Raw genomic sequence first — 24,805 nt, forward strand, 5'->3', positions numbered from 1 at the left:
TTTGAACGCGGGCGCAGCCTACGCTGCCAGAACCAGTTCGCCAACCTCGCTCACCCCAGCCGCGCGATCGCCAAACAGCAGCGCGGCAATCTTCGCTTGCGCGGCATTTTCCGTCAGCCGGAACGGATCGCTCGGCGACACCCGGTGATCGATCACCAGACGCGACAGCAGCAGCCGGCGCGCATCGCCTCGCATGGCGTGGATGCGATGCGCTTCCCACGCGAGCGCGACGGCGCTTGCGACATGATAGAGCAGGCTGGTGGCACGCCGCGCGTCGGCCTCGTTCTCTGACTTGCCCGCGACCTCGCGCGCGAAGCCGACCGCGCGATCGGTGAGACCGCGCAGGCGGTCGCGCCAGGCCTGCGGCACAGACGCGCTGTCATCGAGCCGGGCATGCAGGTCGGCGGCAAGCGCAGCCTCGGCGCCGTGGCGGCCGACCGCGCGCCTCAGCGCATCGATCGCGACGATGTTGCCGGTGCCTTCCCAGACCGAGCCGAGATGAGCGTCGCGCAGCAGCCGGGCGGTGGCGAATTCCTCGATATAACCGATGCCGCCACGCATCTCGAGCGCATCGCCGCAGACTTTTCGTGCATCGCGCGTAGCGCGGAATTTCAGCGTGGGCGTCAGGATACGCAGCAGCGCCGCCGCATCCTGGCTGCCGGCCTCGGCGCGGTCGAGCGCGTCGGCGGTGAGGAAGCTCATCGACAGCGCCTGCTCGACCGGCAGCATGATCTTCAGCATCTGCCGCCGGCCGAGCGGCAGGTCGATGATGCGGCTGCCGAACACCACGCGGTTCTTCGCCACCGTCATGGCGTCGTGATGGGCGCGGCGCATCAGCGCGGTGGATTTGACGCCGTTGGAGAGCCGCGACGAATTCACCATCTCGGCCATCTGCACGAAGCCGCGGTCGAGCTTGCCGACGGCGTAGGCGATCGCGCCTTCGAGCTTGATCTCCCCTGAGGCCATCGAGCGCGTGCCGAGCTTGTCCTTCAGACGCACGATGCGGTAGTGGTTCTGCGCGCCGTCGTCGAGGAAGCGCGGCATCAGGAACAGGCCGACGCCGCGCGTGCCGGGGCCGGCGCCTTCGGGACGCGCCAGCAGCATCACCACCTTGGCGTCCGCGTTCGAGCAGAACCATTTCTCGCCAGTGAGGCGCCAATGGTCGCCCTCCTGCACGGCGCGCGTGGTCAGCGTGCCGACGTCGGAGCCGCCCTCCTTCTCGGTCATGAACTGGCCTCCTTGCGTCAGCTTGCTCATGTCGGTCTGGGTGAGACCATCGAGATATTTTGCCTTCAGCGCCTCGCTGCCGAAATTCGCCAGGAGTTTTGCGCAGCCGTCGGTGACGTTGATCGGGCAGCCCATGCCGAATTCGGTCTGGTTGAACAGGAAGGTAAAGGCGTGCTTTGCCACGACAGGATATTTGTCCGGCCAGCCCATGATGCCCTTGCGGATCGACAGCGCGTGGATGCCGAACTCGCCGAACGCAGCCTTCTCCAGTTCGCGATAGGCCGGGTGGTATTCGATCCACTGCACGTCGCGGCCGAACTTGTCACGCTGGTGCAGCACCGGCGTGTGCCGGTCGGCGAGGCGCGCACAGTCGTCGAGATGGCCGCCGGCGAGCTCGCCGAGGCGATCGAGATGCGGCTCGATGTGACGGAACAGCGTCTCCGGCAGATGGATGCGCAACAAATCCGTCAGCGCCGGATCGGCACGGTAGAAATTCATGCCCGTGGTATCGGGCGCCAGCAGGCCGGATGGTGCGGCCGCGGCATCTTTCGGCTGCGCTGTGACCGGCTTGTGCATGATTGTCCTCTTCGTTTCCGCCCGCCGGCATTTCTTAGCGCTTGCCGCTTGGGATGATGTCGATCATGCTCCAGCCAGGAAGCCGGATAAAGCCGCAAATTGTCAGGGAGGCATGATCGCGGTGAAGGAGCAATTCGCTCTGCGGAATTGTGATCGGCCGGGCCTGCACCCCGGCTGGTTGTCCGCACGGCGGATGCATAGATCAGCGGCTTCCCGTCTCCGAGAGATCACGCCATGGAACACCCGAAATACAAGATCGCGCTCATCGTCGGCGCCGGCGAGGGCCTGAGCGCCTCGCTGGCGCGGCTGCTGTCCACACAAGGCATTCGCGTGGCGCTTGCCGCGCGGAAGATCGAGAAGCTGGGCGCGCTCTGCACCGAGACCGGTGCAAGAGCCTATGCCTGCAACGCGACGGAGCCGGATGAGGTCGAGCGCCTGTTCGGCCTCGTCGAGCGCGAGATCGGCACGCCCGATCTCGTCGTCTACAATGCCAGCGGCCGCACCCGGGGGCCGATCGTCGACCTCGTCCCGGCCGATGTCGCACAGGCCATCGCGGTCAGCGCCTATGGTGGTTTCCTGGTGGCGCAACAGGCGGCCAAGCGCATGCTGCCGAACAGGCACGGCGCGATCCTGTTCACCGGCGCCTCGGCCAGCGTCAAGGGTTATGCGCAGTCCGCTTCCTTCGCGATGGGCAAGTTCGCGCTGCGCGGCCTCGCCCAGAGCATGGCGCGCGAACTCTCGCCGCAAGGCATCCATGTCGCACATTTCGTGATCGACGGCGGTATCAGGAGTGCGGCGCGGACGGAAGCAGCCGACAATCCGGATTCAATGCTCGATCCCGACGCGATTGCAGAAAGCTACTGGAACGTGTTGCAGCAGCCGCGCAGCGCCTGGAGCTGGGAGCTGGAGCTGCGGCCTTGGGTTGAGAAGTTTTGAGTTAAGTTTGTCATTCCGGAGCGGCTCGAAGAGCCGAATCCGGAATCTCGAGATTCCGGGTTCGATGCTTCGCATCGGCCCGGAATGACAACAGGAACAAGGGGAGCGACATGACCACGGACACCACCGTCGACACCGGCACCAGCGAACTCCTCTGCGTCATCCGCGACCGCGTCGCGGTGATCACGCTGAACCGGCCGGAGGCGCGCAATTCGCTGTCGGACACGCTGACGCCGGCGCTGCGCACGATGATACGGACCTGCGCCGAGGATCCCAACGTCGGCGCGCTGCTGATCACCGGCGCGGGCGAAGCCTTTTGCGCCGGCGGCAACGTCAAGGGCATGGGCGCGCATCGCGATCCGAAGAAGCTGGAGATGTCGCTGGATGATCGCATCACCGATCTCCAGGAGCGGCAGCGCCTGCTCACCGGCGCGCTCGTGTCGGTGCGCAAACCCACGATCGCCGCGCTGCCGGGGCCGGCGGTCGGCGCGGGGCTTGCCATCGCCATGGCCTGCGACATCCGCATCGCCGCGCAATCCGCCTTCGTCGCCACCGGCTATGCCCGCATCGCGCTGAGCGGCGATTACGGCATCGCCTGGCTGTTGACGCGGCTGGTCGGCACCGCGCGGGCGCGCGAACTGATGTTCACCGGCGACAGGGTCGATGCCGCGCGTTGTGAAGCCATCGGCCTCGTCAACCGCGTCGTGCCCGACGACCGACTGCAAGCCGAGGCCTTCGCGCTGGCCAAATCCCTCGCCGAAGGCCCGCGCCAGGCGCTGCGCTACATGAAGGACAATCTCGACGAAGCCATCCAGTTCGATTTCGAGACCGCCCGCGATCACGAGGCCGAACGGCTGATCCGCCTCACCACGACCGCCGATCACAAGGAGGCGGTGCAGGCCTTCATCGAGAAGCGCAAGGCGGTGTTCACGGGGAAGTAGGGCGTCGCGGCGGTGCCACACACTCGGTGTCGTCCTGGCGAAAGCCAGGACCCATACCGCGTGATCCCTCCATAGCCTCAATCGCCGTACCGAATGACGTGTCTTCGTCAAACCACTCCCTGTGGCAATGGGTCCTGGCTTTCGCCAGGACGACGTCGGGGAGACACGGTGTCTACGTAGCAGCCGACCGCGCGAAATCCACGAACGCCCGCAGCGCTGCCGGCAATTGGCGGCGGCTTGGGTAGTACAGGAAGAAGCCGGGATAGGCCGGGCACCAGTCGGCGAGCACGCGGACCAGCTTGCGTTTTGCCAATAGTGCTTCTACCTGCGCCTCGAACACATAGGCGAGGCCGGCACCATCGAGCGCGGCATCGACCATTAGATCCTGGTCGTTCATCGTCAGCGGTCCGGTGACGTCTATGGTGAGCTCGATGCCGCCGCGCTCGAACTCCCAGTGGTAGAGCGCGCCTGAGGTGAAGCGGTAGCGAATGCAAGGCAGGCCTTTCAGGTCGCGCGGCGTGGCTGGCTGCTTGTGCGCCTTGAAGAAGGCGGGTGAGCCGACCACGGCAAAACGATGCCGCGGGCCGATCGGCACTGCGATCATGTCGGCGGCAATGGTCTCGCCGAAACGCACGCCGGCGTCGAAGCCGGCCGCGACCATGTCGATCAGGGCATCGTTGATGACGATCTCGACGCTGACGTCAGGGAATGATTTCAGGAAGCGCGTCACGATCGGCAGCAGCACGAGCTGTGCCGATTGGCGCGCGGCGGTGAAGCGTAGCGCGCCGGCGGGCTTGCCGCGAAAATTATTGAGATCCTCGAGCGCGTCGTCGATGTCGCGGAAGGCCGGCGTGATGCGGGCGAACAGCCGCTCGCCGGCCTCGGTGAGCGCGACGCTGCGGGTGGTGCGGTTGACGAGGCGCAAGCCCAGCCGCTCCTCGATATTGCGCAGGGCGTGGGACAGCGCCGACGGCGTAACGCCAAGCTCGGTCGCCGCCGCGCGAAAGCTGCGGTGGCGGGCGATGGCGAGGAAGGTCGCGAGGTCGGACGGGTCGATCCGCATTGATGAATTTTATTCAGTAGCTTGCAAAATTCATAGCGGATTATCTCAGCTATGGCGAGCCGCTACACCTTGCCCATCGGCTTCGGCACGTCGCCGTAGCCAAGAATGGAAAGGGCAACATCATGCGTGTCTGGTTCATCACAGGAGCGTCCCGCGGATTTGGTGCTTTGATCGCCGAGGCGGCGCTGAAGGCGGGCGACGCCGTCGTCGCGACCGCGCGCGACCCATCGACCGTCACCGCACGGCTCGGCAGCCACGAGCAGCTGCTGGCCACCCGGCTCGACGTCACCAGCGAGGCGGAAGCGCATGAGGCCGCGGGCCAGGCGGTGAAGAAGTTCGGGCGCATCGACATCCTCGTCAACAATGCGGGCTATGGCCTCCTGGGTGCGATCGAGGAAGCCAGCGACGCGGAAACACAAAAGCTGTTCGGCACGAACGTATTCGGCCTGCTCAGCGTCACCCGCGCGGTGCTGCCGCATATGCGCCGCCAGCGGTCGGGCCATATCATCAACATCTCGTCGGTCGGCGGTTACACCGGCTATCCCGGCTGGGGCGTCTATGGCGCGACCAAGTTTGCGGTCGAGGGCTTGAGCGAGGCGCTGGCCGGCGAAGTCGCACCGCTCGGCATCAAGGTGACCGTGGTCGAGCCCGGCTTCTTCCGCACCGACTTCCTCGACGACAGCTCGCTGTCGCGCACCGCGCAAGTGATCGACGACTATCACGAGAGCGTCGGCAAGACCCGCGCGCACGCGGCCGACGTCAATGGCGGCCAGCGCGGCGACCCGCGCAAGCTGGCGCAGGCCTTCCTCAAGCTGGTGGACGCCAAGAACCCGGCGCTGCGGCTGCCGCTCGGCAGCGACACGGTGGAGCGAATCGAGGCGAAGAACGCGTTCGTTGCGAGGGAGCTGGCAGCTTGGCGGTCGGTCGCGACCTCCACCGACTTCGCCAACGACGGCGCTTGAGTGAGAGCAAAAAAATGCCCGGCTCAGGTCGACCCGAGCCGGGCTTGCAGTCGTGTCAGGCCGAGGCTGAGGGGCTGTCGGCCTGACGGGAAAGGGCGGCGAGACGCCAGCTCGCGCAGGGAATGTCCTTCGGTGCGACCGCGATCTCCTTGTCGAAGCGCACCAGCTTCCAGTCATCGGGATGATTGACGAAGGCGAATCCGGATTTGCGGGCAAGCGAGATCATGGTCTCGTTGGCGCGCAGCGTGTCGCCGAACATGTGCCCGGCGCCAAGCGCGGCCGCACGGCATTCGAGATTCTTCATGAGCGCGGTGGCGATGCCGTGGCCCTGCCAGCGGTCGTCGACCGACAGGCCGAATTCGAGCGTCGAGGTCTCGGCATGGAAAGCGTAGCGCGCTTCGGCGACGATCGTCTCGAAGCCGTCCACCATCTTGGTCGCGACCACGGTAAAGCGTTCGCGCGCGCCGACCTCGAGGAATTCGTTCAGCAGGCCCTTCGGCAATTCGCTGAGCGCGCCGAAGAAGCGGTTGTAGCGGGAGCGGGTCGAGAGCGAGCGGAAATAGTGCTGAAGCTCCTCGGTGTCGCGCGGCTCGACGAAGCGAACGTTGATCGCCTCGCCCTGCCGGGTGCGTAGCGCGTCCGAATATTGCTTCAGATCTTCCAGGCGAAGAGTGCTCATGACACGAGCCCTGCGGAAAGAGGGACCGCCGGCGCCCCTGTGATCAGGCGGCGCCGGCCTAGCGGCCAATCAGGCCCGCCAGAAGGGTTTGTCGGCCTCATAGGCAATGTCGGACCAGGACAGGCCGACATCGTGCAGGTCGCGGGCCGTCCAGTTGGTCAGCTCGCGGCGGGTCCGGTAGCGCTCGTGCCAGACATGGAGCGTCTCGCCGATCTGCTGGATCAGGCCTGGCGCATGATGATTTGTCATCGAATTCTGGGTCAAGGTAGACATTTTCAGCTCCTGGAGCTAAGTTGACCGCTAATATCTGCGCTCCAGTGCGTTGCGACAAACGACAATTTGTACCTCTTCGCATGAAATAACGTCATGTATCCTGCTGCCAGATGACTGCCAGATTGCCCTCCCTGAACGGATTGCGGGCCTTTGAGGCCGCCGCGCGCCATCTCAGCTTCACGCTGGCGGCGAGCGAGCTGAACGTGACGCAGACCGCGATCAGCCATCAGATCCGGCGATTGGAGGAGGAGCTCGGCATCCGCCTGTTCATCCGGCAGAACCGCGCGCTGGCGCTGACGCCGGAGGCGCGCGACTACCTGCCGGGGGTCCGCGCCGCCTTCAACGACCTCCGCCTCGCCACCGACCGCCTGCTGCGCAGGGACGACGACAAGGTGCTGACCCTCTCGACGCTGGCCTCGCTTGCCGCAAAATGGCTGCTGCCGCGGCTGACCGACTTCCAGGAGCAGCATCCCGGCATCGACGTCCGCATCACCACGTCGACCAGCCTCGTCGACTTCCAGCGCGACGATGTCGATGCCGCAATCCGCTATGGCCGCGGCCAGTGGCCGGGCCTGCGTGCCGACTGGCTGATGGCCGACGAGCTGTTTCCGGTGTGCAGTCCGTCACTGCTGCGCGGCGACAAGCCGCTACAGCGTCCGGAGGATCTGCGAAATCATCCGCTGCTGCACACCTCCAACGCCAACAGCGACGACTGGCGGCTGTGGCTGACGGCGGCAGGCCTGCCGGCCGACATCGCCAAGCAGCCCGGCATCACCTTCGACATGATCTTCATGACCATCCAGGCCGCGATCGACGGCATCGGCGTGGCGATGGGGCGAACGTCCTACGTGCAGGACGACATCGCCAAAGGCCGCCTCGTCGTCCCCTTCAAGATCGCGCTGCCGGCCGATGCGGGCTTCTACCTGGTCGCGCCGGAGGGTCGCCGCGAGGCGCCAAAGCTCGCAGCGTTCCGTCAGTGGATCGTTGCTGCGACGCAAAATAAAGCCTGAAAAATCATCAGCTTCCTCCTGAAAACCGATTGACCCGCCGCGCCCTGCGCGGCAAGGGGTAGGACAGATTGTCGCAGCAACACAATCTGTCGCCTGCCGAGAAGTGAGTTCCGGTCCGGCCACATTTGAACGGGAGCAACGTCATGGCTGGACCAGCAACCAATCCGCCCGAGATCAAGTCGCGTATCGGCGCGATCCTGCGCGCCACCTCAGGCAATTTCCTTGAACAGTTCGACTTCTTCCTGTTCGGCTTCTATGCCGCCGCCATCGGCAAGGCGTTCTTCCCCTCCACCAACGAGACGGCCTCGCTGCTCAACACGTTCGGCGTGTTCTGGCTCGGCGCCTTGATGCGGCCCGTCGGCGCGATCGTGCTCGGGGCGTATATCGACCGCATCGGTCGCCGCCAGGGCCTGATCGTCACGCTCGGCATCATGGCCATCGGCACCGTCGTGATCGCGTTCTGCCCGAGCTACGCGACCATCGGCATCGCAGCGCCCGTCATCGTGCTGATCGGCCGCCTGCTCCAAGGCTTCTCCGCCGGCGTCGAGCTCGGCGGCGTGTCGGTCTACCTCGCCGAGATCTCCACGCCCGGCAACCGCGGCTTCTACACCTCGTTCCAGTCGTCGAGCCAACAGGTCGCGATCTTCGTGGCCTCGATCCTCGGCTATCTCCTCCCCGAGGTGATGCCGGCCGACACGGTGGCCGCCTGGGGCTGGCGCATTCCCTTCTTCGTCGGCTGTCTGATCATTCCCCTGATCTTCTTCCTGCGGCGCACGCTCGAGGAGACGCCGGCCTTCCTCGCCATGAAGAAGCATCCGACCGCGAGCGAGGTGTTCGCCTCCGCCCTCGCCAACTGGCGCATCGTCATCCTCGGCATGATGATCGCGATCCTGACCACGACGACGTTCTACTTCGTCACCGTCTACACGCCGACCTTCGGCAAGACCGTGCTGAAGCTGTCGACGCAGGATGCGCTGCTCGTGACGCTGCTGGTCGCCGTGACCAACTTCTTCTGGAATCCGGTCGGCGGCGCGCTGTCCGACCGCATCGGCCGCAAGCCGGTGCTGATCACCATCGCCTGCCTTTCGCTCGTCACCGCCTACCCCGCGCTGCACTGGCTGGTGGCCGCGCCGACCTTCGGCAAGCTGCTCGCGGTCGAGATGATGTTCTCGTTCTATTTCGGCGTCTACAGCGGCACCATGCTCGGCGCCCTCGTCGAGATCGTGCCGGCGCATGTCCGCACCACCTGCTTCTCGCTCGCCTTCGCGCTGGCGGCCGCGCTGTTCGGCACCTTCACGCCGTTCGCCTCGACCTGGCTGATCGAGCGGACCGGCGACAAGGCCTCGCCCGGCTTCTGGCTGATGTTCGCCGCCCTGCTCGGCATCATCGCGGCCTCGACGGTGTATCGCAGCGGCGGCAAGGCGGTGCCGACATATGATGCGGTGGCGGAGCCGGTTGCGGGGCACTAGCTCAGTGTCATTCCGGGGCGCCTCGAAGAGGCGAGCCCGGAATCCATTTCTCCCAGCATTCCTGTCGCACGATGGATTCCGGGCTCGATGCTTCGCATCGCCCCGGAATGACAGTGGGGGCCTACAGCTCCACCACCACGTAATCGCTCTCGACCTTCACCGTGACAGTCTCGGCGACATACGGCCCCTTCACGACGCTCGCGCCCGGCTCGACATGGGCCGAATAGGCCTTCACGCGGAAGCGGCGGGGGTCGCAGTAGGACTGGCCGGTGCGGATGTCGAACTCCCAGCCGTGCCAGGGACAGCGGATGATCTCGCCAAGCCTGGTGTATTCGATCTCGCCGGGATGGCTCGATTGCGCGAGCCCGATCAGCGGCCCCTCGCACAGCGCCGCGCCCTGATGCGGGCAGCGGTTCATCAGGCCGAAATATTCGCCCTTGATGTTGAAGACCGCGATCGGCCGTCCCTCGATCTCCAGGAATTTTCGCGTGCCTGGCGGAAGCTCATCCACTGGCGCGATCACGTGACGCGCCATCAATTGGTTCCGTAGAGCTTCCGGGCGTTGCCCAGGTAGAACGCCTCGCGGTTGGTATCGCTGACGCCCGCCGGCAAGACGCGCGACGGCTCGTCGTAGTCCCAGTGCGGATAATCGGTCGCGAACAGCAGGCGGTCCCAGCCGATCCACTTGATGACGTCGAACAGATCCTCGCGCCGCTCAGGGTCTTCCATCGGCTGCGTGGTCCACCACACCTGCTCGCGGATGTATTCCGACGGCGGACGCTTGACATGCGGCACTTCGCTCCTGAGCCGCTGCCAGGCCTTGTCCAGTCGCCACGCAAGCGATGGCGCCCAGCCGAAGCCGGCCTCGATCATCACCATCTTCAGCTTCGGGAAGCGCTCGAACACGCCTTCCAAAACGAGACTGGCCAGCGCCGATTGCTGGCACTGCGAATGTCCGACCATTTCCTCGATGTAATAGGAAGGCCAGCCCGACGGCGTGATCGGGTTACCGCCGAAGCCGAAGGCGTGGACGCCGACGGGAAGGCCGGCCTCTTCCGCGGCCTGATAGATCGGCCAATAGCGGCGCTGGCCGAGCGGCTCGACGTTGCGGCTGAGCAGCAGCACCTGAACGAAATTCTTGTCGCCGGCGCGCTCGCGGATTTCGGCGGCGGCCGACAGCCCGTCCTCATTGGCGACGACGATGGACGCTTTCAGCCGCTTGTCCTTGCTGGTCCATTTGTCGATCTGCCAGTCGTTGATCGCCGAGCACAAAGCGGCCGAGAGCTCGTGATTGCGGATGCCCTGCCCCGTGTTGAGCGGATTGAGCACGCCCAGCTGCACGTTGTTGGGGTCGAGCAGCTGCTTCTGCATGAAGGCGAGCGAGGAACCCTGCGGCCCGCCTTCCGGCGGATAGGCGTCGCGGCGCGAGGCATTGGGCTGGGCCTTCGGATAGGGCGGGCCTTCCATCATGCCCTGGTAGGCGTGCACACCGTAGACTTCGAGATGATGCTGCCAGCGTTTGGCGAGATAGGGATAGAGCTCGGTACGGGTCGCGCGGGCCGGATGGATGTCACAATCCGCGATCGCGGTCTTGGTCGTCAGGGGGGAAGCGGCTTCGGTGCTCTCGCGGAATTGAATATTCATCGCCTTGCCTCCTTTGGCAGCGGCTAAGTCAGGCGGGGATAGGTCGCATGCGGATTGTCGATCATGATCTTGCGCACGAGATCGGGGGTGAGGCCCTGGGGGAGCGCGTCCTGGCCGTCGAACTGCCAGTGTGGATAGTCCGTGGAGAATAGGACCAATTCGTCCGACTGCATATGATCAAACAGGCGAATTAATGTCTCGGGTTCCGGCGGCGCATCAAATGGCTGTAACGAGAAGCGGATGTTGCTGCGCACAAGTTCCAGCGGAGCGCGATCGACCCAGGGCGTCTCCATCCGCACCCCACGCCAGAATTTGTGAAGCCGCCAGAGATAAGGGGAGATCCAGGAGACGCCAGACTCCAGCATCACCATTTTCAGCCGCGGATATTTGGCGAACACACCCTCGACGATCACGCTGGTGAGCTGGGTCTGGAACGCCTGGGCCTGACCGACATAATCCTCGATGTGGTAGGAACCCCAGCCGACCGCGGTCGGCGGATTGTGATAGGCGGAACCGGCATGGATGCCGATCGCGAGGTCCAGCCGTTCCGCGGCCTCGTAGATCGGCCACAGCGCGCGCTTGCCGAGTGGCGTGTCACCCATGACCAACATCAAGACCTGCACGAAGCGCCGGTCCTGCGCGCAGCGTTCGATCTCGGCGACGGCCTTCTCGACGCTTTGCGTGGGGATCACGATCGAGCCGCGCAGCCGCTTGTCACGATCGAGCCATTCCTTCACCAGCCAGTCGTTCAGCGCGCGACAGAACGCAGCCTGCATGTCCTCGGAAAATACCATCTGCACGCCGTAGAGCGGATTGCAGATGGCATGCTTGAGCTGAAAGGGATCGAGCACGTGGCACTGCATGTCTTCCAGGCTCGCGCCCGGCTTGCCGCGCTCGGGACGCCAATCGGGACGTGCCACGATCGGCGAGTTCTGCGGGTAGGATTGCGAAACGAGATCGACCATGCCGCGCGTCGTCACCTGATCGCGCCAATAATCGTTCAGGTACGGCAGCAGGTTGGTCAGATGCGGCACGGCCGGATGCACGTCGCAATCCACCCCGCCGGCGATCAGGGACGCCATCACGTCTCCTTCACGTTTCCTCGTCACGTCTTCTCGCGAGCGGCCAGGCCGCTCCGCCTTGTGTGCGCCATTCAAGCAGGCCTGACCGTCGCCCGCAACTCGGCCAAGGCAGCCAGCTTATGCTAGGAAGGCTGAGCTCGGTTGCGAGGGAATGAGAGGTTAAAGGGATGAAGGAGCTCGTCGGCATTGCGGAACAGGTCGCGGCCCAATTGATCGCGCGCAAACAGACCATCGCGGTGGCGGAATCCTCGACCGGCGGCCTGATCGCGGCCAGCCTGCTCGCGGTGCCCGGTGCGTCCGCCTATTTCCTCGGTGGCGCCGTGGTCTACACCCGCGATGCCAGGCGCGTGCTGATGGATATTTCGGACGAAGGAATGAAGGGTTTTCGCTCCTCGTCGGAGCCCTACGCGAAGCTCCTCGCCGAACAGATGCGCAGCCGCTTCAATTGCGACTGGGGCCTGTCCGAAACCGGCGCCGCCGGCCCCACCGGCAACCGTTATGGCGACGACGCCGGCCATAGCTGCATGGCGGTCGCAGGCCCCGCGGCAGAGGTGATGACGCTGGAGACGGGCAGCAGCGACCGGTTTGCGAACATGCAGGTATTTGCGGCGACGGCGCTGAGGTTGCTGCTGAGGAAGCTGGAGGGGTGAGCTGCTGCGCGAGTGAGTCGGGACCGTCTTGCTACATAGTTGCTGTCGTGCCCCGCGAAGGCGGGGCATCCAGTACGCCGCGGCTTCTCGATTCAATCACTGCCGTCTCCGAGTACTGGATCGCCCGCCTTCGCGGGCGATGACAGCGGAGGATGGGGCGATGACAGCGGAAAACAAGGCGACTCTACCTGCCCAAATGCCGCATGAAGATCCGCACCACATATCCCTGAAACCGCGGGGCTTCGTCGTAGAGGTCTGACGCGATCCGCTCGATGGTCTCGCGCAGCGACAGGAACTGCGCCTGCCGCGCGCTGCTTTCGGTGCCCTGCATGCCCGCGAGCTCGTCCATAGCGGCGTCGCTGATCTGACACTGCACGACCTCGCCGTCGTTCAGCATGGTGAAGCGAAAGGCCAGCCGTTCGAGATCATGACCAATGATTTTGTCGCGCGTCAGCGGCATCCAATTGTCCCGTTCGCGCCCCCGAACGGGACAATGCTGAAAATCTGGCGCGTTGTCACCATCCGCGCCAGGGGACATGGCAGTCATACGGAGCCTATCAACCAGCGCGGCGCTATGAGACGGCGACTCGCCACCTTCAGTAGGCGAACGCCGTGCCGGTCGGCTTATCGAGTGCCGCGGCCAGCGATCGGTACTCCTCGCAATCGGTCCCGCAGATGGATGCGATCCGGCCGAGGTGATAGAGCGCCTGCTCACGGTTGCCCCGCTCGAGCTGCCACAGTCCGTAATATTGCCACGTCAGCACGTGGTTCGGATCGGCCTTCAATGCGCGCTCGTACCAGACCTGCGACTGCTCGTAGTCACCGAGCTTGCGGTAGGAGTAGCCGATGAGGTTGGCGACGTTCGGATGGTCGTCATGACCGAGCGACTTCAACTGCGCGATCGCGGTCGCATAGTCGTTGCGCTCGTAGATGGTGTCATAGGCCGCGCGGTAACCGGCCGCGAATGCGGGATCGCCTATGCTGGACTGGTTGTTGGGCTTTTTGTTCTTCTGCGTGGCCTTCGTTCCCGAGCGCTTCGGATAGGTCGGTTGGGCCGCGCTCGGCGCTGAATAGGTGCTCGCAAAAGGATCCATGCCGCCACCTCCGCCACCGCCTCCGCCGCCTCCTGCAGCATATGCCGGGGACGCCAGCACTGCCGCAAACGTCCCCAGCGCAACGAACCTGATCATCGTTTCGATCATTTCTGTCTCCTGTCTCCATCCAAGCGGCCCCGGACGAATTGATAACCCTGCGTTGGCTTCGATATTCCGTGACGCAGTGCTCACGGAGACGTCAGCGTTCGTACGACAGTTCTGTTGTCCTTTACTGGAATGCCACCTCGGCAAAGCTTCTCAGCTTTCGCGAATGCAGGCGCTCGGATTCCTGCTGCTTGAGCCGCTCCAGCGCCTTCATGCCGATCTCGAGATGCTGGCCGACGCGACGGCGATAAAATTCGCTGGCCATGCCCGCGAGCTTGATCTCGCCGTGCAGCGGCTTGTCGGAGACGCAGAGCAGCGTGCCGTAGGGGACACGGAAGCGGTAACCATTGGCGGCGATCGCGGCCGATTCCATGTCGAGTGCGACCGCGCGCGATTGCGACAGGCGGCGGATCACCTCAGGCCCGGAGATCTCCCAGTTGCGGTTGTCGACGCTCGCGACCGTCCCGGTGCGCATCAGGCGCTTCAGCTCGAAGCCTTCGAGGCCCGTGACGTCCTCGACCGCCTCCTCGAGCGCGACCTGCATCTCGGCGAGCGCCGGGATCGGCACCCAGAGCGGCAGCTCGCGGTCGAGCACATGGTCCTCGCGCACGTAACCATGCGCGAGCACGTAGTCGCCGAGCCGCTGCGTGTTGCGCAGGCCAGCGCAATGGCCGAGCATCAGCCAGGCGTGCGGGCGCAGCACCGCGACGTGGTCGGTAACGTTGCGCGCATTGGACGGGCCCGTGCCGATGTTGATCAGGGTGATGCCGCGATAGCCGGGCTCGACCAGATGGAAGGCCGGCATCTGCGGCGTGCGTGTCGGCGCGTCCCCGCTCGTCGCGCCGCCGCTCCGCGTGATCACATTGCCGGGCGCGACGAAGGCTTCGAGGCCGGCCTCGCCGGACTGAAGCCGCTGCTGGCAGAGCTGCGCGAAGGCATCGACGTAGAACTGGTAGTTGGTGAAGATCACGAAGTTCTGGAAGTGCTCGGGATCGGTGCCGGTGTAGTGATAGAGCCGCCGCAGCGAGTAATCGACGCGGGCAGCCCGAAACAGGGACAGCGGCTCGGGCCCCCCCGGCTGAAGCTCGAATGTGCCGTCGGCGATCGAATCGTCCATGGTGGCGAGATCGGGCACATCGAACGCGTCCCGCAGCGATCGCGCCACAAGGGAATTCTCGCCGGTGGTGATGGCGGCCTCGATGTTGATGTCGCGGCGATAGGCGAAGTGAATCGGGATCGGCTCCGCCGACTCGCCGATCTCCACGGGCACGCCGTGGTTCTGGATCAACAGCCCGATCTGTTCGGTCAGATAGGCCCGGAAGAGATCCGGCCGCGTGACGCTGGTCTCGTGCACGCCGGGGCCGGCGACGAAGCCGTAGGAGAGACGCGAATCCAGCCGCGCATGCGTCGCTGTGGTGAGGCGGACAAAGGGATAGTAGGCCCGCGCCCGCGTCGTGATCGCTTCGCCGTTGACATAGGCCTCGAACCGGTCGCGCAGGAACTTCGTGTTGCGTTCGTAGATCTCTTCGAGCCGGGCGACGGCCGCGGACGCGTCGGAGAAGGATTCGGTGGCGATGGAGGGCGGAGTCTGCATTGTTCGAAGGCCGGGTTCGTGGGGCTTGAGTCGAACTATAGCAAGAACGATGGGCGTCGTCAGCGCAGGGCGGCTTGCGCATCACGTGCACCGCTGTCATGCCCCGGCTTGACGGAGGCATCCAGTACGCCGCGGCGTCGCGGTCAATCACAGCCGCCAATGAATACTGGATCGCCCGGTCAAGCCGGGCGATGACAGCGAGTGTGCAGCACGCGCGCGCGGGATGACGCGCTTTCGCGCGTCACTTCTCCCGGAACGCCCGCATGAACTGGTCGTGCAGCGGCTTCATCAAATAGGACAGCATGGTGCGGTCGCCGGTCTGGACGAAGGCTTCCACGGGCATGCCGGGGATGATCCGGGAGTCGCCGAGGCGGGCGATCTCTTCCGCCGGCAGCGAGACGCGGATGGTGTAGTAGCTCTGGCCGGTGCGCTGGTCGGTGGTGACGTCGGGCGAGACGCGGCTGACGACGCCGTTGAGCTCGGGCGTGGTGCGCTGGTTGAAGGCGGACAAGCGCAGCAGCGTCTTCTGGCCGATCTGGAGCTTGTCGATATCGACCGGATTGACCTTGGCCTCGACCTGGAGATCGTCGGCCTGCGGCACGATCAGCATCAGCGCGTCGCCGGCGGTGACGACGCCGCCGACGGTATGCACGGTCGATTGCAGCACCATGCCATCCTGCGGCGCGCGGATATCGACGCGGCGCAGCTGGTCTTCGGCTGCGACCTTGCGCTCGATCATCTCGCCGATCTTGTCGTTGGTCTCGCGCAGATCCTTGGAGACCTCGCTCACCATGTCCTTGTCGACCTGGATGATCTGGAGCTCGGTCTCGGTGATCTTGCCCTTGGCCTGCGCCCGCGAGGCGATGTACTGCGCGCGCTCGCCGTTGAGGCGGGCACTGTCGCGCTCGAGCGTGGTCAGGCGCGAGATCTGCACCAGGTGCTTCTCATAGAGATCGCGGACACCGGTGAGTTCCTGCTGCACCAGCGAGATTTCCTTGTCCTTGGCACGCTCCTGCGCCGAGAGACCCTCGATCTCCTCGTTGAGCTGCTGGATGCGCTCGCGAAGCTGCGCCTTCTGGCCGGCACGGCCGTTGACGCGGACGTCGAACAGCTTGGTTTCGGCGGAGAGCAGCGTCTTGACGTCGGGGTCGTTGCCGCGATCGAGCAATGATTGCGGGAATTCAATCCTGTCGACACCGCGCTGCTCGGCCTGGAGCCGTGCCGCGCGCGCCAGCGCGGCGTCGAGATTCTTGGTGACGATGGCGAGGTTCGCCTTGGTGACGGTGTCGTCGAGCCGCACCACGATGTCGCCGGCCTTGACCACGTCGCCATCACGGGCGCGCAGCTCGCCGACCACGCCGCCGGTCGGGTGCTGCACCTTCTTGACGTTGGATTCGACCACGATCTGGCCCGGCGCGATCAGCGCGCCCGAGATCTGCACCGTGGACGCCCAGCCGCCGAGGCCGACGGCCAGGACCAGCACGATCCCGAGCCCGAGCATCAAGTGAAACCTGATGGAGTCCCGCACGGTTCTCTTGGCCGTGGGCTTGCCGCCACCGATCGCCATCGTGCTCATGACTTGGCCACTCCGCCCTCACTGACGACCTTGATCGGTGCCGGCGGCGTCACGCGCGGCTGGAGCACCTGGGCGAGCACCTGCTCCTTCGGGCCGAAGGCCTGCATGCGGCCGTCGCGCAGCACCAGGATCTGGTCGACCGCCTCGACGCCGATGGGCCGATGCGCCACCACGACGACGATGGCGCCACGCTCGCGGGCGGCGCGGATGGCGCGGGTCAGCGCCTCGTCGCCTTCGGTGTCGAGATTGGAGTTGGGCTCGTCGAGCACGATCAGGAACGGATTGCCGTAGAGCGCGCGCGCCAGCGCCACGCGCTGCGCCTGGCCTGCGGAGAGCGCGGCGCCCTGCTCGCCGACCTGCGTGTTGTAGCCCTCGCGCATCTTGATGATCATCTCGTGCACGCCGGCCTCCTTGGCCGCGGCGATGATGCCGTCGGAGGCGGCCTCAGGGTCGAAGCGGCTGATGTTCTGCGCGATGGTGCCGCCGAACAGTTCGACGTCCTGCGGCAGATAGCCGATGTGGCGACCGAGCATGTCGGAGGACCATTGGTCGAGCGCGGCGCCGTCGAGCCGCACCTTGCCGCGCACCGGCTGCCAGACGCCGACCAGCGCACGGATCAGAGAGGATTTGCCGGAGCCGCTCGGCCCGATCACGCCGAGACCGTTGCCGGCGGCGAGCGCGAAGGTGATGTCCTGCACGATGAGGCGCTGGTCGCCCGGCGGCACCATGGCGACGCCCTCGACCGAGAGCCGGCTGGTGGGCGCCTGCAACTGGGTCGGCATCGTCTGCGCCGGCATCTGCTCCAGCAGGCGGGTCAAGCGCTGCCAGCTCTGGCGTGCCGCGACGAAGGATTTCCAATGCGCGATGGCGAGATCGACCGGCGCCAGCGCGCGGGCCGACAGGATCGAGCCGGCGATGATGATGCCGGCGGTCGCCTCCTGGTGGATGACGAGATAGGCGCCGACCGCGAGCACGGCGGATTGCAGCATCATGCGCAGCACCTTGGCGATCGCACCGAGGCCACCGGCCACGTCGCTCGCACGCTGATTGCCGGCGAGATATTTTTCGTTGGCCTCGCTCCAGCGCTGGTTCATCCGGCTGGTCATGCCCATCGACACCATCACTTCGGCATTGCGACGGCTGGAGGCGGCGAGATCGTTGCGCTGGGCCGCAAGCCCCATCGCCTCCTTCGCCGGCTGGCGGGACATGAACTCGGTGACCACCGTCAGCCCGACCAGGATGATGGCGCCGACCAGGGCGGTCACGCCGATCATGACGTGGAAGGCGAAGCAGATGGCGAGATAGAGCGGCAGCCAGGGCAGGTCGAAGAACGCGCTCGGTCCCATGCCGCCGAGGAAAGAGCGGACATTGTCGAGGTCGCGCAGCGGCTGGAGGCCCTCGTTGCGGTTGCCGACCAGCAGCGGAAGGCGCACGACGGTGTCGAACACCCGCTTGTTCAGGGCTTCGTCGAGCGAGGTGCCGATCCGCCCCAGGATCCGGTTGCGGATCATGTCGAGCACGCCCTGCGCCATGTAGAGGAAGCTGGCAAGGACGATCAGGCCGACCAGCGTCGGAATGCTGCGGCTCGGCAGCACGCGGTCGTAGACCTCCAGCATGAAGATCGACCCGGTCAGATAGAGCAGGTTGATCATGCAGCTCATCAGGCCGACGCCGACGAACGCCGTGCGACAAGCGCGCAGCGCGTCAGCGAGCTCCGAACGGCGAACGCCAGGGACGGCTGCCATCAGTCTGATCTCTTTCGGGTAAGGGGCAAGGCCCCTGATTTCAAAGGCAATTTCAGGAGTAATTGACCCGGATTAACATCGCGTTTTCGTCCCTTGTCCAACGCGGCTGAATCAACCCGATCCCCTGTGGGGGCACATCACCCCCTGATGGCCCGGCGCGCAAGTCCGGAATTTCACAGGCTTGCGGCTTTTTCTTGCAGACATGTCACCTCTCCCCGGGCGGGGAGAGGTCGAAAGTTGGGTCAACTGAACTCGGGGCGCCGCTAGAACCGGCCGCCGCCGCGCACCAGCCGCACCACGAGCAGCAGGATGACCGCGCCGATGGCGGAATAGACGATCTCCGACACGAGCCCGGTGCCGATGCGAATGCCGAGCTTCGGGAACAGGAAGCTGGCCACAAACGCGCCGGCGATGCCGATCACGATGTCGCCGATGATGCCGAAACCGGCGCCTCGCACCACCTTGCCGGCCAGCCAGCCGGCGACCAGGCCGACGAACAGGATGACGAGCAGGCCTTCGTTGGAAATGTACATAAGTGAGGTCCCTCTCCGTGAACGGGGCCATGGAACCGGAACCGGGATGAATGGGGTCTGAATGGTGGTCGCCCGCCCACGCGCAGGCAAAAAAGTCGAAAGCAACCCTACTTCAGATCGACGGTGAGCGGCTCCGCCAGCACACACCTTGCCGCCCGGCCCGGTCCCACCTCCACATTCGCAGGCAGCTGCTCCAGGCAGCGCGGCTGGGCGGCGGCGCAACGGGGGGCGAAGGAGCAATTGTGGGGCTTTTCGGCCAGCGAGGGTGGGGTGCCGGGGATCGTCTCCAGCCGCGCGCCCCGCTTGGCGCCGTGGATGGTGGAGGCGAGCAGGCCCTTGGCGTAGGGGTGCACCGGGGAGCGGACGATGTCGCGGAGCGTCCCCTGCTCCACGATCTGGCCGGCATACATCACCGCGACGCGGTCGCAGATCTCGATGGCGACGCCGATGTCGTGGGTGACGAAAATGACAGACATGCCGAACTCGCGCTGCAGCTCGCGCAGCAGCAGCAGGATCTGGATCTGCACGGTGGCATCGAGCGCGGTGGTCGGCTCGTCCGCGAGCAATATCTTGGGACGACAGGCGAGGGCCAGCGCGATCATCGCGCGCTGGCGCATGCCGCCGGACATCTCGTGCGGATAGGCGTCCAGCCGGCGCCTGGCCGAGGGAATGCGCACGACCTCGAGCATTTCGAGCGCGCGTGCCCTGCCTTCCGCCTGAGACTTGCCTTCGTGACGCACGACGCTTTCGGCGATCTGCGCGCCGATGGTGTAGACCGGATCGAGCGCGAGCGCGGGCTCCTGAAAGATCATCGACACGGTCTGGCCGCGGAACGATGAGAGCTCCTCGTCGTTCATGGCGAGAACGTCGCGCCCCAGAACATTGACGCGGCCGGAGATCTGCGTGCGCTTCTTCGGCAACAGCCGCATCAGCGCGCGCAAGGTCACGCTCTTGCCCGAGCCGGACTCGCCGAGCAGGCCCAGCACCTCGCCGTCTCCCAGCGAGAGGCTGAGATCGTTCACGGCATAGACCGTGCGCTCGCCGGTGAAGCGGATGTTGAGGCCTGAGATCTCGACGAGCTTTGTCATGACGGCAGTTTCGGCAATCGATCGTGATAGTCGGTAACGCGCTGGAATGCCGCGCCGATGGTGAGCAGGGTCGCTTCATCGAAGGAGCGGCCGATCAGCTGCATGCCAACAGGCAGGCCGCTCGCCGTGAAGCCGGACGGCACGGTCAACGACGGCAGGCCGAGGAAATTCACCGGACGGGTGAACTGCGTCAGCCGCTGCAACAACGCCGGCGCGTTCGGCCCGCCGCCGACGTCGCTCTCCTCGATCGTCGGCGCCGGCACGGGCGACGCGGGCGCGATCACCGCATCGACGCCGGCGGTTGCGGCATTGTGCGCGGCGAGCGCCGGGCCACGCCAGCGCATCGCCTCGAGATAGGTGATGGCGGGCACGGCAAGCCCGTTCTGCAGCCGCATCAGCACCTGAGGGCCATAATCCTGCGGGCGCTCGATCATCCAGCGCTTGTGGAAGGCGGCGGCTTCCGCCGCGAGCACGAGCTGGCTTGCCGCTTGCAACTGCCGCTGATCGGGCAGCTCGACCTTGACGATGTCGGCGCCCTCGCGCTTGAGCACCGCGATGGTCTCATCCAGCACTCGCGCGACCTCGCTGTCGAGATCGTCGACGTAGAAGGACGCGGGGACGCCGATCTTGAGGCCCTTCAGCGAGCCTTTGGTCGCGGCGACGTAGTCCGACAGCGGCTCGTGGCTCGCGGTCGAATCCTCGGGATCGGGACCGGCCATCAGCGCCAGCAGCAGCGCACAGTCCTCGGCGGTGCGGGCGAGCGGGCCGACCGTGTCGAGCGATTGCGACAGCGGCATCGCGCCGGCGCGGCTGACGCGGCTCCAGGTGGTCTTCAACCCCGTGACGCCGCAGAAATGCGCGGGCATGCGGATCGAGCCGCCGGTGTCGGAGCCCAGCGCCGCATAGGTCAGGCGCGCGGCAACCGCCGAGCCGGAGCCCGAGGACGAGCCGCCGGTGATATGCGCGACATTCCAGGGATTGCGCACCGGACCGTAATGGGCATTGTGGCCGGTCGGTCCATAGGCGAATTCGGCGAGGTGCAGCGTGCCGAGGCGGACCTGGCCGGCATCCTTCAGCCGCTGCAGGGCGGTGGAGGTCGTCGTCGCGACGAAATCGCGGCGGATCAGCGAGCCGCAGGTCGAGACCTTGCCGGCGTCGTAATACATGTCCTTGTGCGCGAGCGGCACGCCATGCAGCGGCCCGCGCACTTCACCCTTGGCCAGCTCGGCATCGGCCGCCTCGGCCGCTTTCAGCGCCGCCTCCGATTCGATCGACATGAAGGCGTTGAGATGGGGTTGCCACTGCGCGATGCGGTGCAGCAGCGCGCGCGTCACCTCATGGGAGGACACCTGCTTCATCGCGATCGCACGCGCGACCTCGGTGAGCGTCATCAATGCAGGTTCGGTGCTCATTTCGACACCTTCTGCGTCTGCGCCAGCACATAAGAAGCCGGCTCGAGGTCGAACGGCAGCGTGCCGGCGATGGCGGCGAAGCCTTCGAAGGCGGGTCCGATGGAGTTGGAGATGCGCGTTGCGATCTCGTCATCCACGGCAACGCCGGCGATCTGCGCCATGGGCCTGATCTCTTTTGGTGTCGGTCTCGTCATGCGATTTCCCCTGCGGACGCGCGGCTATGGCCTGAACCCGGAATGGCCATGTAGCACGCGGCCTCGTGGCCCATTGTATCGACCGCCGTGAGCTTTGGTGCGGCATTTGCGCAGAGCGGCTCCGCAAACGCGCAGCGCGTGTGGAAGCGGCAGCCCGAGGGCGGATCGATCGGATTGGGCGGGTCGCCGGTGATCGGCGGTTTTTCCGTACGCCTGTCAGGATCTGAGGACGGCATCGCCGCAAGAAGCGCGCGCGTATAGGGATGCGCAGGGCTATCCCAGACCTGGTCGACCGGGCCGAGCTCGACGACCTCGCCGAGATACATCACCAGCACGCGATCGCTGATGTAACGCACGACGTTGAGATCGTGGCTGATGAAGAGATAGGTCAGGCCGAACTCGCGCTTGAGATCAGCAAGGAGGTTGAGCACCTGCGCCTCGACGGATTTGTCGAGCGCGGAGACGGCTTCGTCCAAAATCACCAGCCGCGGCGACAGCGCCAGCGCCCGCGCGATGTTGACGCGCTGGCGCTGGCCGCCGGAAATCTCGTGCGGGTAGCGGTTGGCGAAGTTTTCCGGGCGCAGGCCGACCTTGCCGAGCAGCTCGCGCGCCAGCGCCCTCGCCGTGCCATCGGCCATGCCGTGGACCTTCGGGCCGAAGGCGATGGATTCCTCGATCGTCAGGCGCGGATTGAGCGAGGCATAGGAATCCTGGAACACCATCTGCATGCCGCGGCGCAGCTCGCGCAGCGACAGCGCCTGGCCGACGGTCATGCCGTCATAGACGATGTCGCCGTCATCGCGCGGCATCAGATGCATCAGGAGGCGCGCGGTGGTCGACTTGCCGCAGCCGGACTCGCCGACGATGCCGACGGTCTCGCCCTTGGCGACGGAGAAGGAGACGTTGTCCACCGCACGCACGGTGCGTTTCGCGGCGAACAATCCGCCACGGACGGGGAAGTGCTTGGTCAGGCCGTTGACCTGGAGCAGCGGCTGCGCGACGCCGCCGCGGTCCTCGACCGGCTCCAGCATTTCAACGGATTTGTTGCTCTCGCTCATGGCCTAATTCCTGATGTCCATGGCGCTGCGCAGGCCGTCCGAGAGCAGGTTGAAGCAGATCGAGACCGCGAAGATCATCGCGCCGGGAAGCGCGGCGACCCAGGGATTGACGTAGATCGCGGTGCGCAAGGTGTTCAGCATCAGGCCCCATTCCGGTTCCGGCGGCTTGGTGCCGAGGCCGAGGAAGGAGAGACCGGCGGCCAGGATCATCGAGACCGAGATCAGGCTGGTGGCATAGACGAAGATCGCACCCAGCACGTTGCCGAGGATATGCACGCGCATGATGGTGAAGGCTCCGGCACCCGAGGCGCGTGCGGCCTCGACGAAATCCATGTTGCGCACGCCGGTGGAGACGCTCTCGGCGACGCGGGTGATCTGCGGCACGAACACGATGGTCAGCGCCACGATGGAGTTGAGGATGCCGGCGCCGAGCGCGCCGGAGATGGCGATGGCGAGCAGCACCGACGGAAAGGCGTAGAACACGTCCACGGTGCGCATGATCGCGGTGTTGAGCTTGCCGCCGACATAGCCGGCGACGAGGCCAAGCGATGTGCCGATGCAGAAGGCGAGGATCACGGGCAGGATGCCGATGACCAGCGACAGCCGCCCGCCATAGATCAGCCGCGCCAGCATGTCGCGGCCGAGCTCGTCGGTGCCGAGCGGGTAGCCTGTTGTGCCGATGTGGCGCAGGCGCCGGATCATCGAGCCCTTGTAAGGGTCTTCCAGACCCAGCCACGGCGCGAGGATCGCTGACAGGAAGATCAGCAGCAGCACCAGCGCGCAGGCCATGCTGACCTTGTCGCGCATGATGCGGCGGCCGACGGTCGCCCAATAGCCGCGCGCCTTGGTCGCGGGCGCGGCCTGGAGCGCAGCATCGGCGGTCGCTGACAACGGAAGCTCGCTCATTGGCTAGCCCCGCTTGATGCGCGGGTCGATCGCGGCTTGCGCGATGTCGACCAGCAGATTGAGGAAGACGAAGAACAGCGCCAGGATCAGGATCGTGCCCTGGAGCAGCGGCAGGTCGCGCTGGAAGATCGCCGAATTGAGCAGGAAGCCCGAGCCCGGCCAGGAGAACACGGTCTCGATCAGGATCGAGCCGCCGAGCATGTAGCCGAGCTGAAGCCCCATCACCGCGAGCGCGGTGGGCGCGGCATTCTTGATAACGTGGCGAAACACGCCGGTCTCGTGCAGGCCTTTTGCGCGCAACGCCTCGACAAAGTCCTGGCTGAGGATGTCGCCGGTGAGCGCGCGCACGGTGCGGGTGACGATGCCCATCGGGATCACCGAGGTCGTGATCGCCGGCAGCACCAGGTATTTCAGATGCGCCCAGTCCCAGGCCCAGGAGTTGGAGCCGTTCGGCCCGGCGCCGACCGCGGGCAGCCAGTTCAGCTGCACCGAGAAGATGATGACCAGCACCATGCCGAGCCAGTAATGCGGCACCGAGACGCCGGCGATGGCGAAGGAGGTCGCGACCTTGTCGATCCAGCTCTCGCGGAAATAGCCGGCGATCAGACCGAGCAGGATGCCCATCGTAAAGCCGATGATGGCGGCCGCGATTGCGAGCGTGACGGTGTTGCTGACCGCGCGCATGACCTCGGCGAGCACCGGACGCCCCGTCGCGATGGAATTGCCGAGATCGCCATGAAGGGCACGGAGCAGCCACAGGCCGAACTGCACCGGCAGCGGCCGGTCGAAGCCGTAGGCGGCGCGCAGCTGCGCCGCGAGCTCCTGCGAGGCATCGGCCGGCAGCACGGCAACGAGCGGATCGCCCGGCGTGATGTGCACGAGCAGAAAGCACACCAGCGCCACGCTGATGACGATCGGGATGACATAGACGATGCGTCTGGCGATATAGGCGAGCACGTTTGGTTCTTTCTTCCTTCTCCCCTTGTGG

At 65.6% G+C, this 24,805-nt stretch carries 25 protein-coding genes; 6 read left to right on the forward strand and 19 right to left on the reverse strand.

All coding sequences use genetic code 11. The annotated features are described in order from the left end of the window. Positions 1-18 precede the first annotated feature (18 nt). A complete protein-coding gene (locus tag XI08_RS37300) occupies positions 19-1,803 on the reverse strand; it encodes an acyl-CoA dehydrogenase family protein (RefSeq protein ID WP_271578239.1) in 1,785 nt (594 codons plus the stop codon). 234 nt (positions 1,804-2,037) lie between these two features. Here XI08_RS37300 and XI08_RS37305 point away from each other — a divergent pair, with 234 nt between their 5' ends. Then, entirely contained in the window at positions 2,038-2,739 is a 702-nt protein-coding gene (locus tag XI08_RS37305) for an SDR family oxidoreductase (protein WP_271578240.1), read from the forward strand. A gap of 110 nt (positions 2,740-2,849) precedes the next feature. After that, positions 2,850-3,680 carry an enoyl-CoA hydratase gene (locus XI08_RS37310; RefSeq protein ID WP_271578241.1) on the forward strand — a complete coding sequence of 277 codons (831 nt, stop codon included), beginning with the start codon at positions 2,850-2,852 and terminating at the stop codon, positions 3,678-3,680. 172 nt (positions 3,681-3,852) lie between these two features. Here XI08_RS37310 and XI08_RS37315 read toward each other — a convergent pair whose 3' ends face one another. After that, on the reverse strand, positions 3,853-4,743 hold the full coding sequence (locus XI08_RS37315; RefSeq protein ID WP_271578242.1) for a LysR family transcriptional regulator: 891 nt from the start codon (positions 4,741-4,743) through the stop codon (positions 3,853-3,855). 122 nt (positions 4,744-4,865) lie between these two features. On the opposite strand from XI08_RS37315, the gene XI08_RS37320 reads away from it, so the two are divergent. Further along, on the forward strand, positions 4,866-5,705 hold the full coding sequence (locus tag XI08_RS37320; protein WP_271578243.1) for an oxidoreductase: 840 nt from the start codon (positions 4,866-4,868) through the stop codon (positions 5,703-5,705). Positions 5,706-5,760: 55 nt separating this feature from the next. Here the strand turns inward: XI08_RS37320 and XI08_RS37325 are convergent, their stop codons facing one another. Then, complete coding sequence (locus XI08_RS37325; protein WP_271578244.1) at positions 5,761-6,384, reverse strand: GNAT family N-acetyltransferase; 624 nt, start codon at positions 6,382-6,384, stop codon at positions 5,761-5,763. A 69-nt stretch (positions 6,385-6,453) separates the two neighbouring features. After that, the gene (locus XI08_RS37330; protein WP_027543408.1) at positions 6,454-6,657 is read right to left on the reverse strand and encodes a DUF1127 domain-containing protein; all 204 of its coding nucleotides are present in this window, start codon (positions 6,655-6,657) and stop codon (positions 6,454-6,456) included. Positions 6,658-6,767: 110 nt separating this feature from the next. Here XI08_RS37330 and XI08_RS37335 point away from each other — a divergent pair, with 110 nt between their 5' ends. Together XI08_RS37335 and XI08_RS37340 are read left to right on the forward strand one after the other, a co-directional pair. Beyond that, a complete protein-coding gene (locus XI08_RS37335; protein ID WP_011090628.1) occupies positions 6,768-7,667 on the forward strand; it encodes a transcriptional regulator GcvA in 900 nt (299 codons plus the stop codon). Between the two features lie 143 nt (positions 7,668-7,810). Continuing rightward, positions 7,811-9,136: an MFS transporter gene (locus XI08_RS37340; RefSeq protein ID WP_271578245.1), complete on the forward strand. Its 1,326-nt coding sequence runs from the start codon at positions 7,811-7,813 to the stop codon at positions 9,134-9,136. Between the two features lie 121 nt (positions 9,137-9,257). On the opposite strand, the gene XI08_RS37345 is transcribed toward XI08_RS37340, so the two are convergent. From XI08_RS37345 to XI08_RS37355, 3 genes are read right to left on the reverse strand one after another with little or no spacing between them, the layout of a single operon-like run. Further along, positions 9,258-9,671: a Rieske (2Fe-2S) protein gene (locus tag XI08_RS37345; protein WP_271578246.1), complete on the reverse strand. Its 414-nt coding sequence runs from the start codon at positions 9,669-9,671 to the stop codon at positions 9,258-9,260. After that, positions 9,671-10,780, reverse strand: a complete 1,110-nt coding sequence (locus XI08_RS37350; protein ID WP_271578247.1) for an amidohydrolase family protein — start codon at positions 10,778-10,780, stop codon at positions 9,671-9,673. Before XI08_RS37350 ends, XI08_RS37345 begins: the two co-directional genes overlap by 1 nt. Before the next feature lie 23 nt (positions 10,781-10,803). After that, positions 10,804-11,862 (reverse strand): amidohydrolase family protein, encoded by a 1,059-nt coding sequence (locus XI08_RS37355; RefSeq protein WP_271578248.1) that lies wholly within the window; start codon positions 11,860-11,862, stop codon positions 10,804-10,806. Between the two features lie 167 nt (positions 11,863-12,029). Between XI08_RS37355 and XI08_RS37360 the strand changes: the two genes are divergently transcribed. Continuing rightward, positions 12,030-12,512: a CinA family protein gene (locus XI08_RS37360; protein WP_271578249.1), complete on the forward strand. Its 483-nt coding sequence runs from the start codon at positions 12,030-12,032 to the stop codon at positions 12,510-12,512. Between the two features lie 184 nt (positions 12,513-12,696). Here XI08_RS37360 and XI08_RS37365 read toward each other — a convergent pair whose 3' ends face one another. The 12 genes from XI08_RS37365 to XI08_RS37420 form a co-directional block, all read right to left on the reverse strand. Then, positions 12,697-12,972, reverse strand: coding sequence for a DUF1488 family protein (locus XI08_RS37365; RefSeq protein ID WP_027543415.1), 276 nt, complete (start codon positions 12,970-12,972; stop codon positions 12,697-12,699). Positions 12,973-13,108: 136 nt separating this feature from the next. Further along, a complete protein-coding gene (locus XI08_RS37370; protein ID WP_271578250.1) occupies positions 13,109-13,714 on the reverse strand; it encodes a tetratricopeptide repeat protein in 606 nt (201 codons plus the stop codon). Between the two features lie 121 nt (positions 13,715-13,835). After that, complete coding sequence (locus tag XI08_RS37375; protein WP_271578251.1) at positions 13,836-15,305, reverse strand: AMP nucleosidase; 1,470 nt, start codon at positions 15,303-15,305, stop codon at positions 13,836-13,838. 241 nt (positions 15,306-15,546) lie between these two features. Then, positions 15,547-16,881, reverse strand: coding sequence for an HlyD family type I secretion periplasmic adaptor subunit (locus XI08_RS37380; RefSeq protein WP_027543418.1), 1,335 nt, complete (start codon positions 16,879-16,881; stop codon positions 15,547-15,549). Continuing rightward, positions 16,878-18,626 (reverse strand): type I secretion system permease/ATPase, encoded by a 1,749-nt coding sequence (locus XI08_RS37385; RefSeq protein ID WP_271578252.1) that lies wholly within the window; start codon positions 18,624-18,626, stop codon positions 16,878-16,880. The genes XI08_RS37380 and XI08_RS37385 overlap by 4 nt, the downstream gene beginning before the upstream one ends. 263 nt (positions 18,627-18,889) lie before the next feature. Further along, positions 18,890-19,159 (reverse strand): GlsB/YeaQ/YmgE family stress response membrane protein, encoded by a 270-nt coding sequence (locus tag XI08_RS37390; RefSeq protein ID WP_011090639.1) that lies wholly within the window; start codon positions 19,157-19,159, stop codon positions 18,890-18,892. Between the two features lie 107 nt (positions 19,160-19,266). Then, the gene (locus XI08_RS37395; RefSeq protein WP_271578253.1) at positions 19,267-20,247 is read right to left on the reverse strand and encodes an ABC transporter ATP-binding protein; all 981 of its coding nucleotides are present in this window, start codon (positions 20,245-20,247) and stop codon (positions 19,267-19,269) included. Further along, positions 20,244-21,659 (reverse strand): amidase, encoded by a 1,416-nt coding sequence (locus XI08_RS37400; protein WP_271578254.1) that lies wholly within the window; start codon positions 21,657-21,659, stop codon positions 20,244-20,246. The genes XI08_RS37395 and XI08_RS37400 overlap by 4 nt, the downstream gene beginning before the upstream one ends. Next, on the reverse strand, positions 21,656-21,853 hold the full coding sequence (locus XI08_RS37405) for a hypothetical protein (protein WP_271578255.1): 198 nt from the start codon (positions 21,851-21,853) through the stop codon (positions 21,656-21,658). Before XI08_RS37405 ends, XI08_RS37400 begins: the two co-directional genes overlap by 4 nt. Next, positions 21,850-22,911 carry an ABC transporter ATP-binding protein gene (locus XI08_RS37410; protein WP_271578256.1) on the reverse strand — a complete coding sequence of 354 codons (1,062 nt, stop codon included), beginning with the start codon at positions 22,909-22,911 and terminating at the stop codon, positions 21,850-21,852. The genes XI08_RS37405 and XI08_RS37410 overlap by 4 nt, the downstream gene beginning before the upstream one ends. A gap of 3 nt (positions 22,912-22,914) precedes the next feature. Continuing rightward, positions 22,915-23,817 carry an ABC transporter permease gene (locus XI08_RS37415; protein ID WP_271578257.1) on the reverse strand — a complete coding sequence of 301 codons (903 nt, stop codon included), beginning with the start codon at positions 23,815-23,817 and terminating at the stop codon, positions 22,915-22,917. Between the two features lie 3 nt (positions 23,818-23,820). After that, positions 23,821-24,774, reverse strand: a complete 954-nt coding sequence (locus tag XI08_RS37420) for an ABC transporter permease (RefSeq protein WP_271578258.1) — start codon at positions 24,772-24,774, stop codon at positions 23,821-23,823. Between the last annotated feature and the right edge of the window lie 31 nt (positions 24,775-24,805).

The sequence above is a fragment of the Bradyrhizobium sp. CCBAU 11361 genome, assembly GCF_028128935.1.
Classification (GTDB): Bacteria; Pseudomonadota; Alphaproteobacteria; order Rhizobiales; family Xanthobacteraceae; genus Bradyrhizobium; species Bradyrhizobium niftali.

Coding starts and splice junctions, on each gene's coding strand:
- XI08_RS37300 (WP_271578239.1), bottom strand. CDS start 1,803: ATGCACAAGCCGGTCACAGCGCAGCCGAAAGATGCCGCGGCCGCACCA.
- XI08_RS37305 (WP_271578240.1), top strand. CDS start 2,038: ATGGAACACCCGAAATACAAGATCGCGCTCATCGTCGGCGCCGGCGAG.
- XI08_RS37310 (WP_271578241.1), top strand. CDS start 2,850: ATGACCACGGACACCACCGTCGACACCGGCACCAGCGAACTCCTCTGC.
- XI08_RS37315 (WP_271578242.1), bottom strand. CDS start 4,743: ATGCGGATCGACCCGTCCGACCTCGCGACCTTCCTCGCCATCGCCCGC.
- XI08_RS37320 (WP_271578243.1), top strand. CDS start 4,866: ATGCGTGTCTGGTTCATCACAGGAGCGTCCCGCGGATTTGGTGCTTTG.
- XI08_RS37325 (WP_271578244.1), bottom strand. CDS start 6,384: ATGAGCACTCTTCGCCTGGAAGATCTGAAGCAATATTCGGACGCGCTA.
- XI08_RS37330 (WP_027543408.1), bottom strand. CDS start 6,657: ATGTCTACCTTGACCCAGAATTCGATGACAAATCATCATGCGCCAGGC.
- XI08_RS37335 (WP_011090628.1), top strand. CDS start 6,768: ATGACTGCCAGATTGCCCTCCCTGAACGGATTGCGGGCCTTTGAGGCC.
- XI08_RS37340 (WP_271578245.1), top strand. CDS start 7,811: ATGGCTGGACCAGCAACCAATCCGCCCGAGATCAAGTCGCGTATCGGC.
- XI08_RS37345 (WP_271578246.1), bottom strand. CDS start 9,671: ATGGCGCGTCACGTGATCGCGCCAGTGGATGAGCTTCCGCCAGGCACG.
- XI08_RS37350 (WP_271578247.1), bottom strand. CDS start 10,780: ATGAATATTCAATTCCGCGAGAGCACCGAAGCCGCTTCCCCCCTGACG.
- XI08_RS37355 (WP_271578248.1), bottom strand. CDS start 11,862: ATGGCGTCCCTGATCGCCGGCGGGGTGGATTGCGACGTGCATCCGGCC.
- XI08_RS37360 (WP_271578249.1), top strand. CDS start 12,030: ATGAAGGAGCTCGTCGGCATTGCGGAACAGGTCGCGGCCCAATTGATC.
- XI08_RS37365 (WP_027543415.1), bottom strand. CDS start 12,972: ATGCCGCTGACGCGCGACAAAATCATTGGTCATGATCTCGAACGGCTG.
- XI08_RS37370 (WP_271578250.1), bottom strand. CDS start 13,714: ATGATCGAAACGATGATCAGGTTCGTTGCGCTGGGGACGTTTGCGGCA.
- XI08_RS37375 (WP_271578251.1), bottom strand. CDS start 15,305: ATGCAGACTCCGCCCTCCATCGCCACCGAATCCTTCTCCGACGCGTCC.
- XI08_RS37380 (WP_027543418.1), bottom strand. CDS start 16,881: ATGAGCACGATGGCGATCGGTGGCGGCAAGCCCACGGCCAAGAGAACC.
- XI08_RS37385 (WP_271578252.1), bottom strand. CDS start 18,626: ATGGCAGCCGTCCCTGGCGTTCGCCGTTCGGAGCTCGCTGACGCGCTG.
- XI08_RS37390 (WP_011090639.1), bottom strand. CDS start 19,159: ATGTACATTTCCAACGAAGGCCTGCTCGTCATCCTGTTCGTCGGCCTG.
- XI08_RS37395 (WP_271578253.1), bottom strand. CDS start 20,247: ATGACAAAGCTCGTCGAGATCTCAGGCCTCAACATCCGCTTCACCGGC.
- XI08_RS37400 (WP_271578254.1), bottom strand. CDS start 21,659: ATGAGCACCGAACCTGCATTGATGACGCTCACCGAGGTCGCGCGTGCG.
- XI08_RS37405 (WP_271578255.1), bottom strand. CDS start 21,853: ATGACGAGACCGACACCAAAAGAGATCAGGCCCATGGCGCAGATCGCC.
- XI08_RS37410 (WP_271578256.1), bottom strand. CDS start 22,911: ATGAGCGAGAGCAACAAATCCGTTGAAATGCTGGAGCCGGTCGAGGAC.
- XI08_RS37415 (WP_271578257.1), bottom strand. CDS start 23,817: ATGAGCGAGCTTCCGTTGTCAGCGACCGCCGATGCTGCGCTCCAGGCC.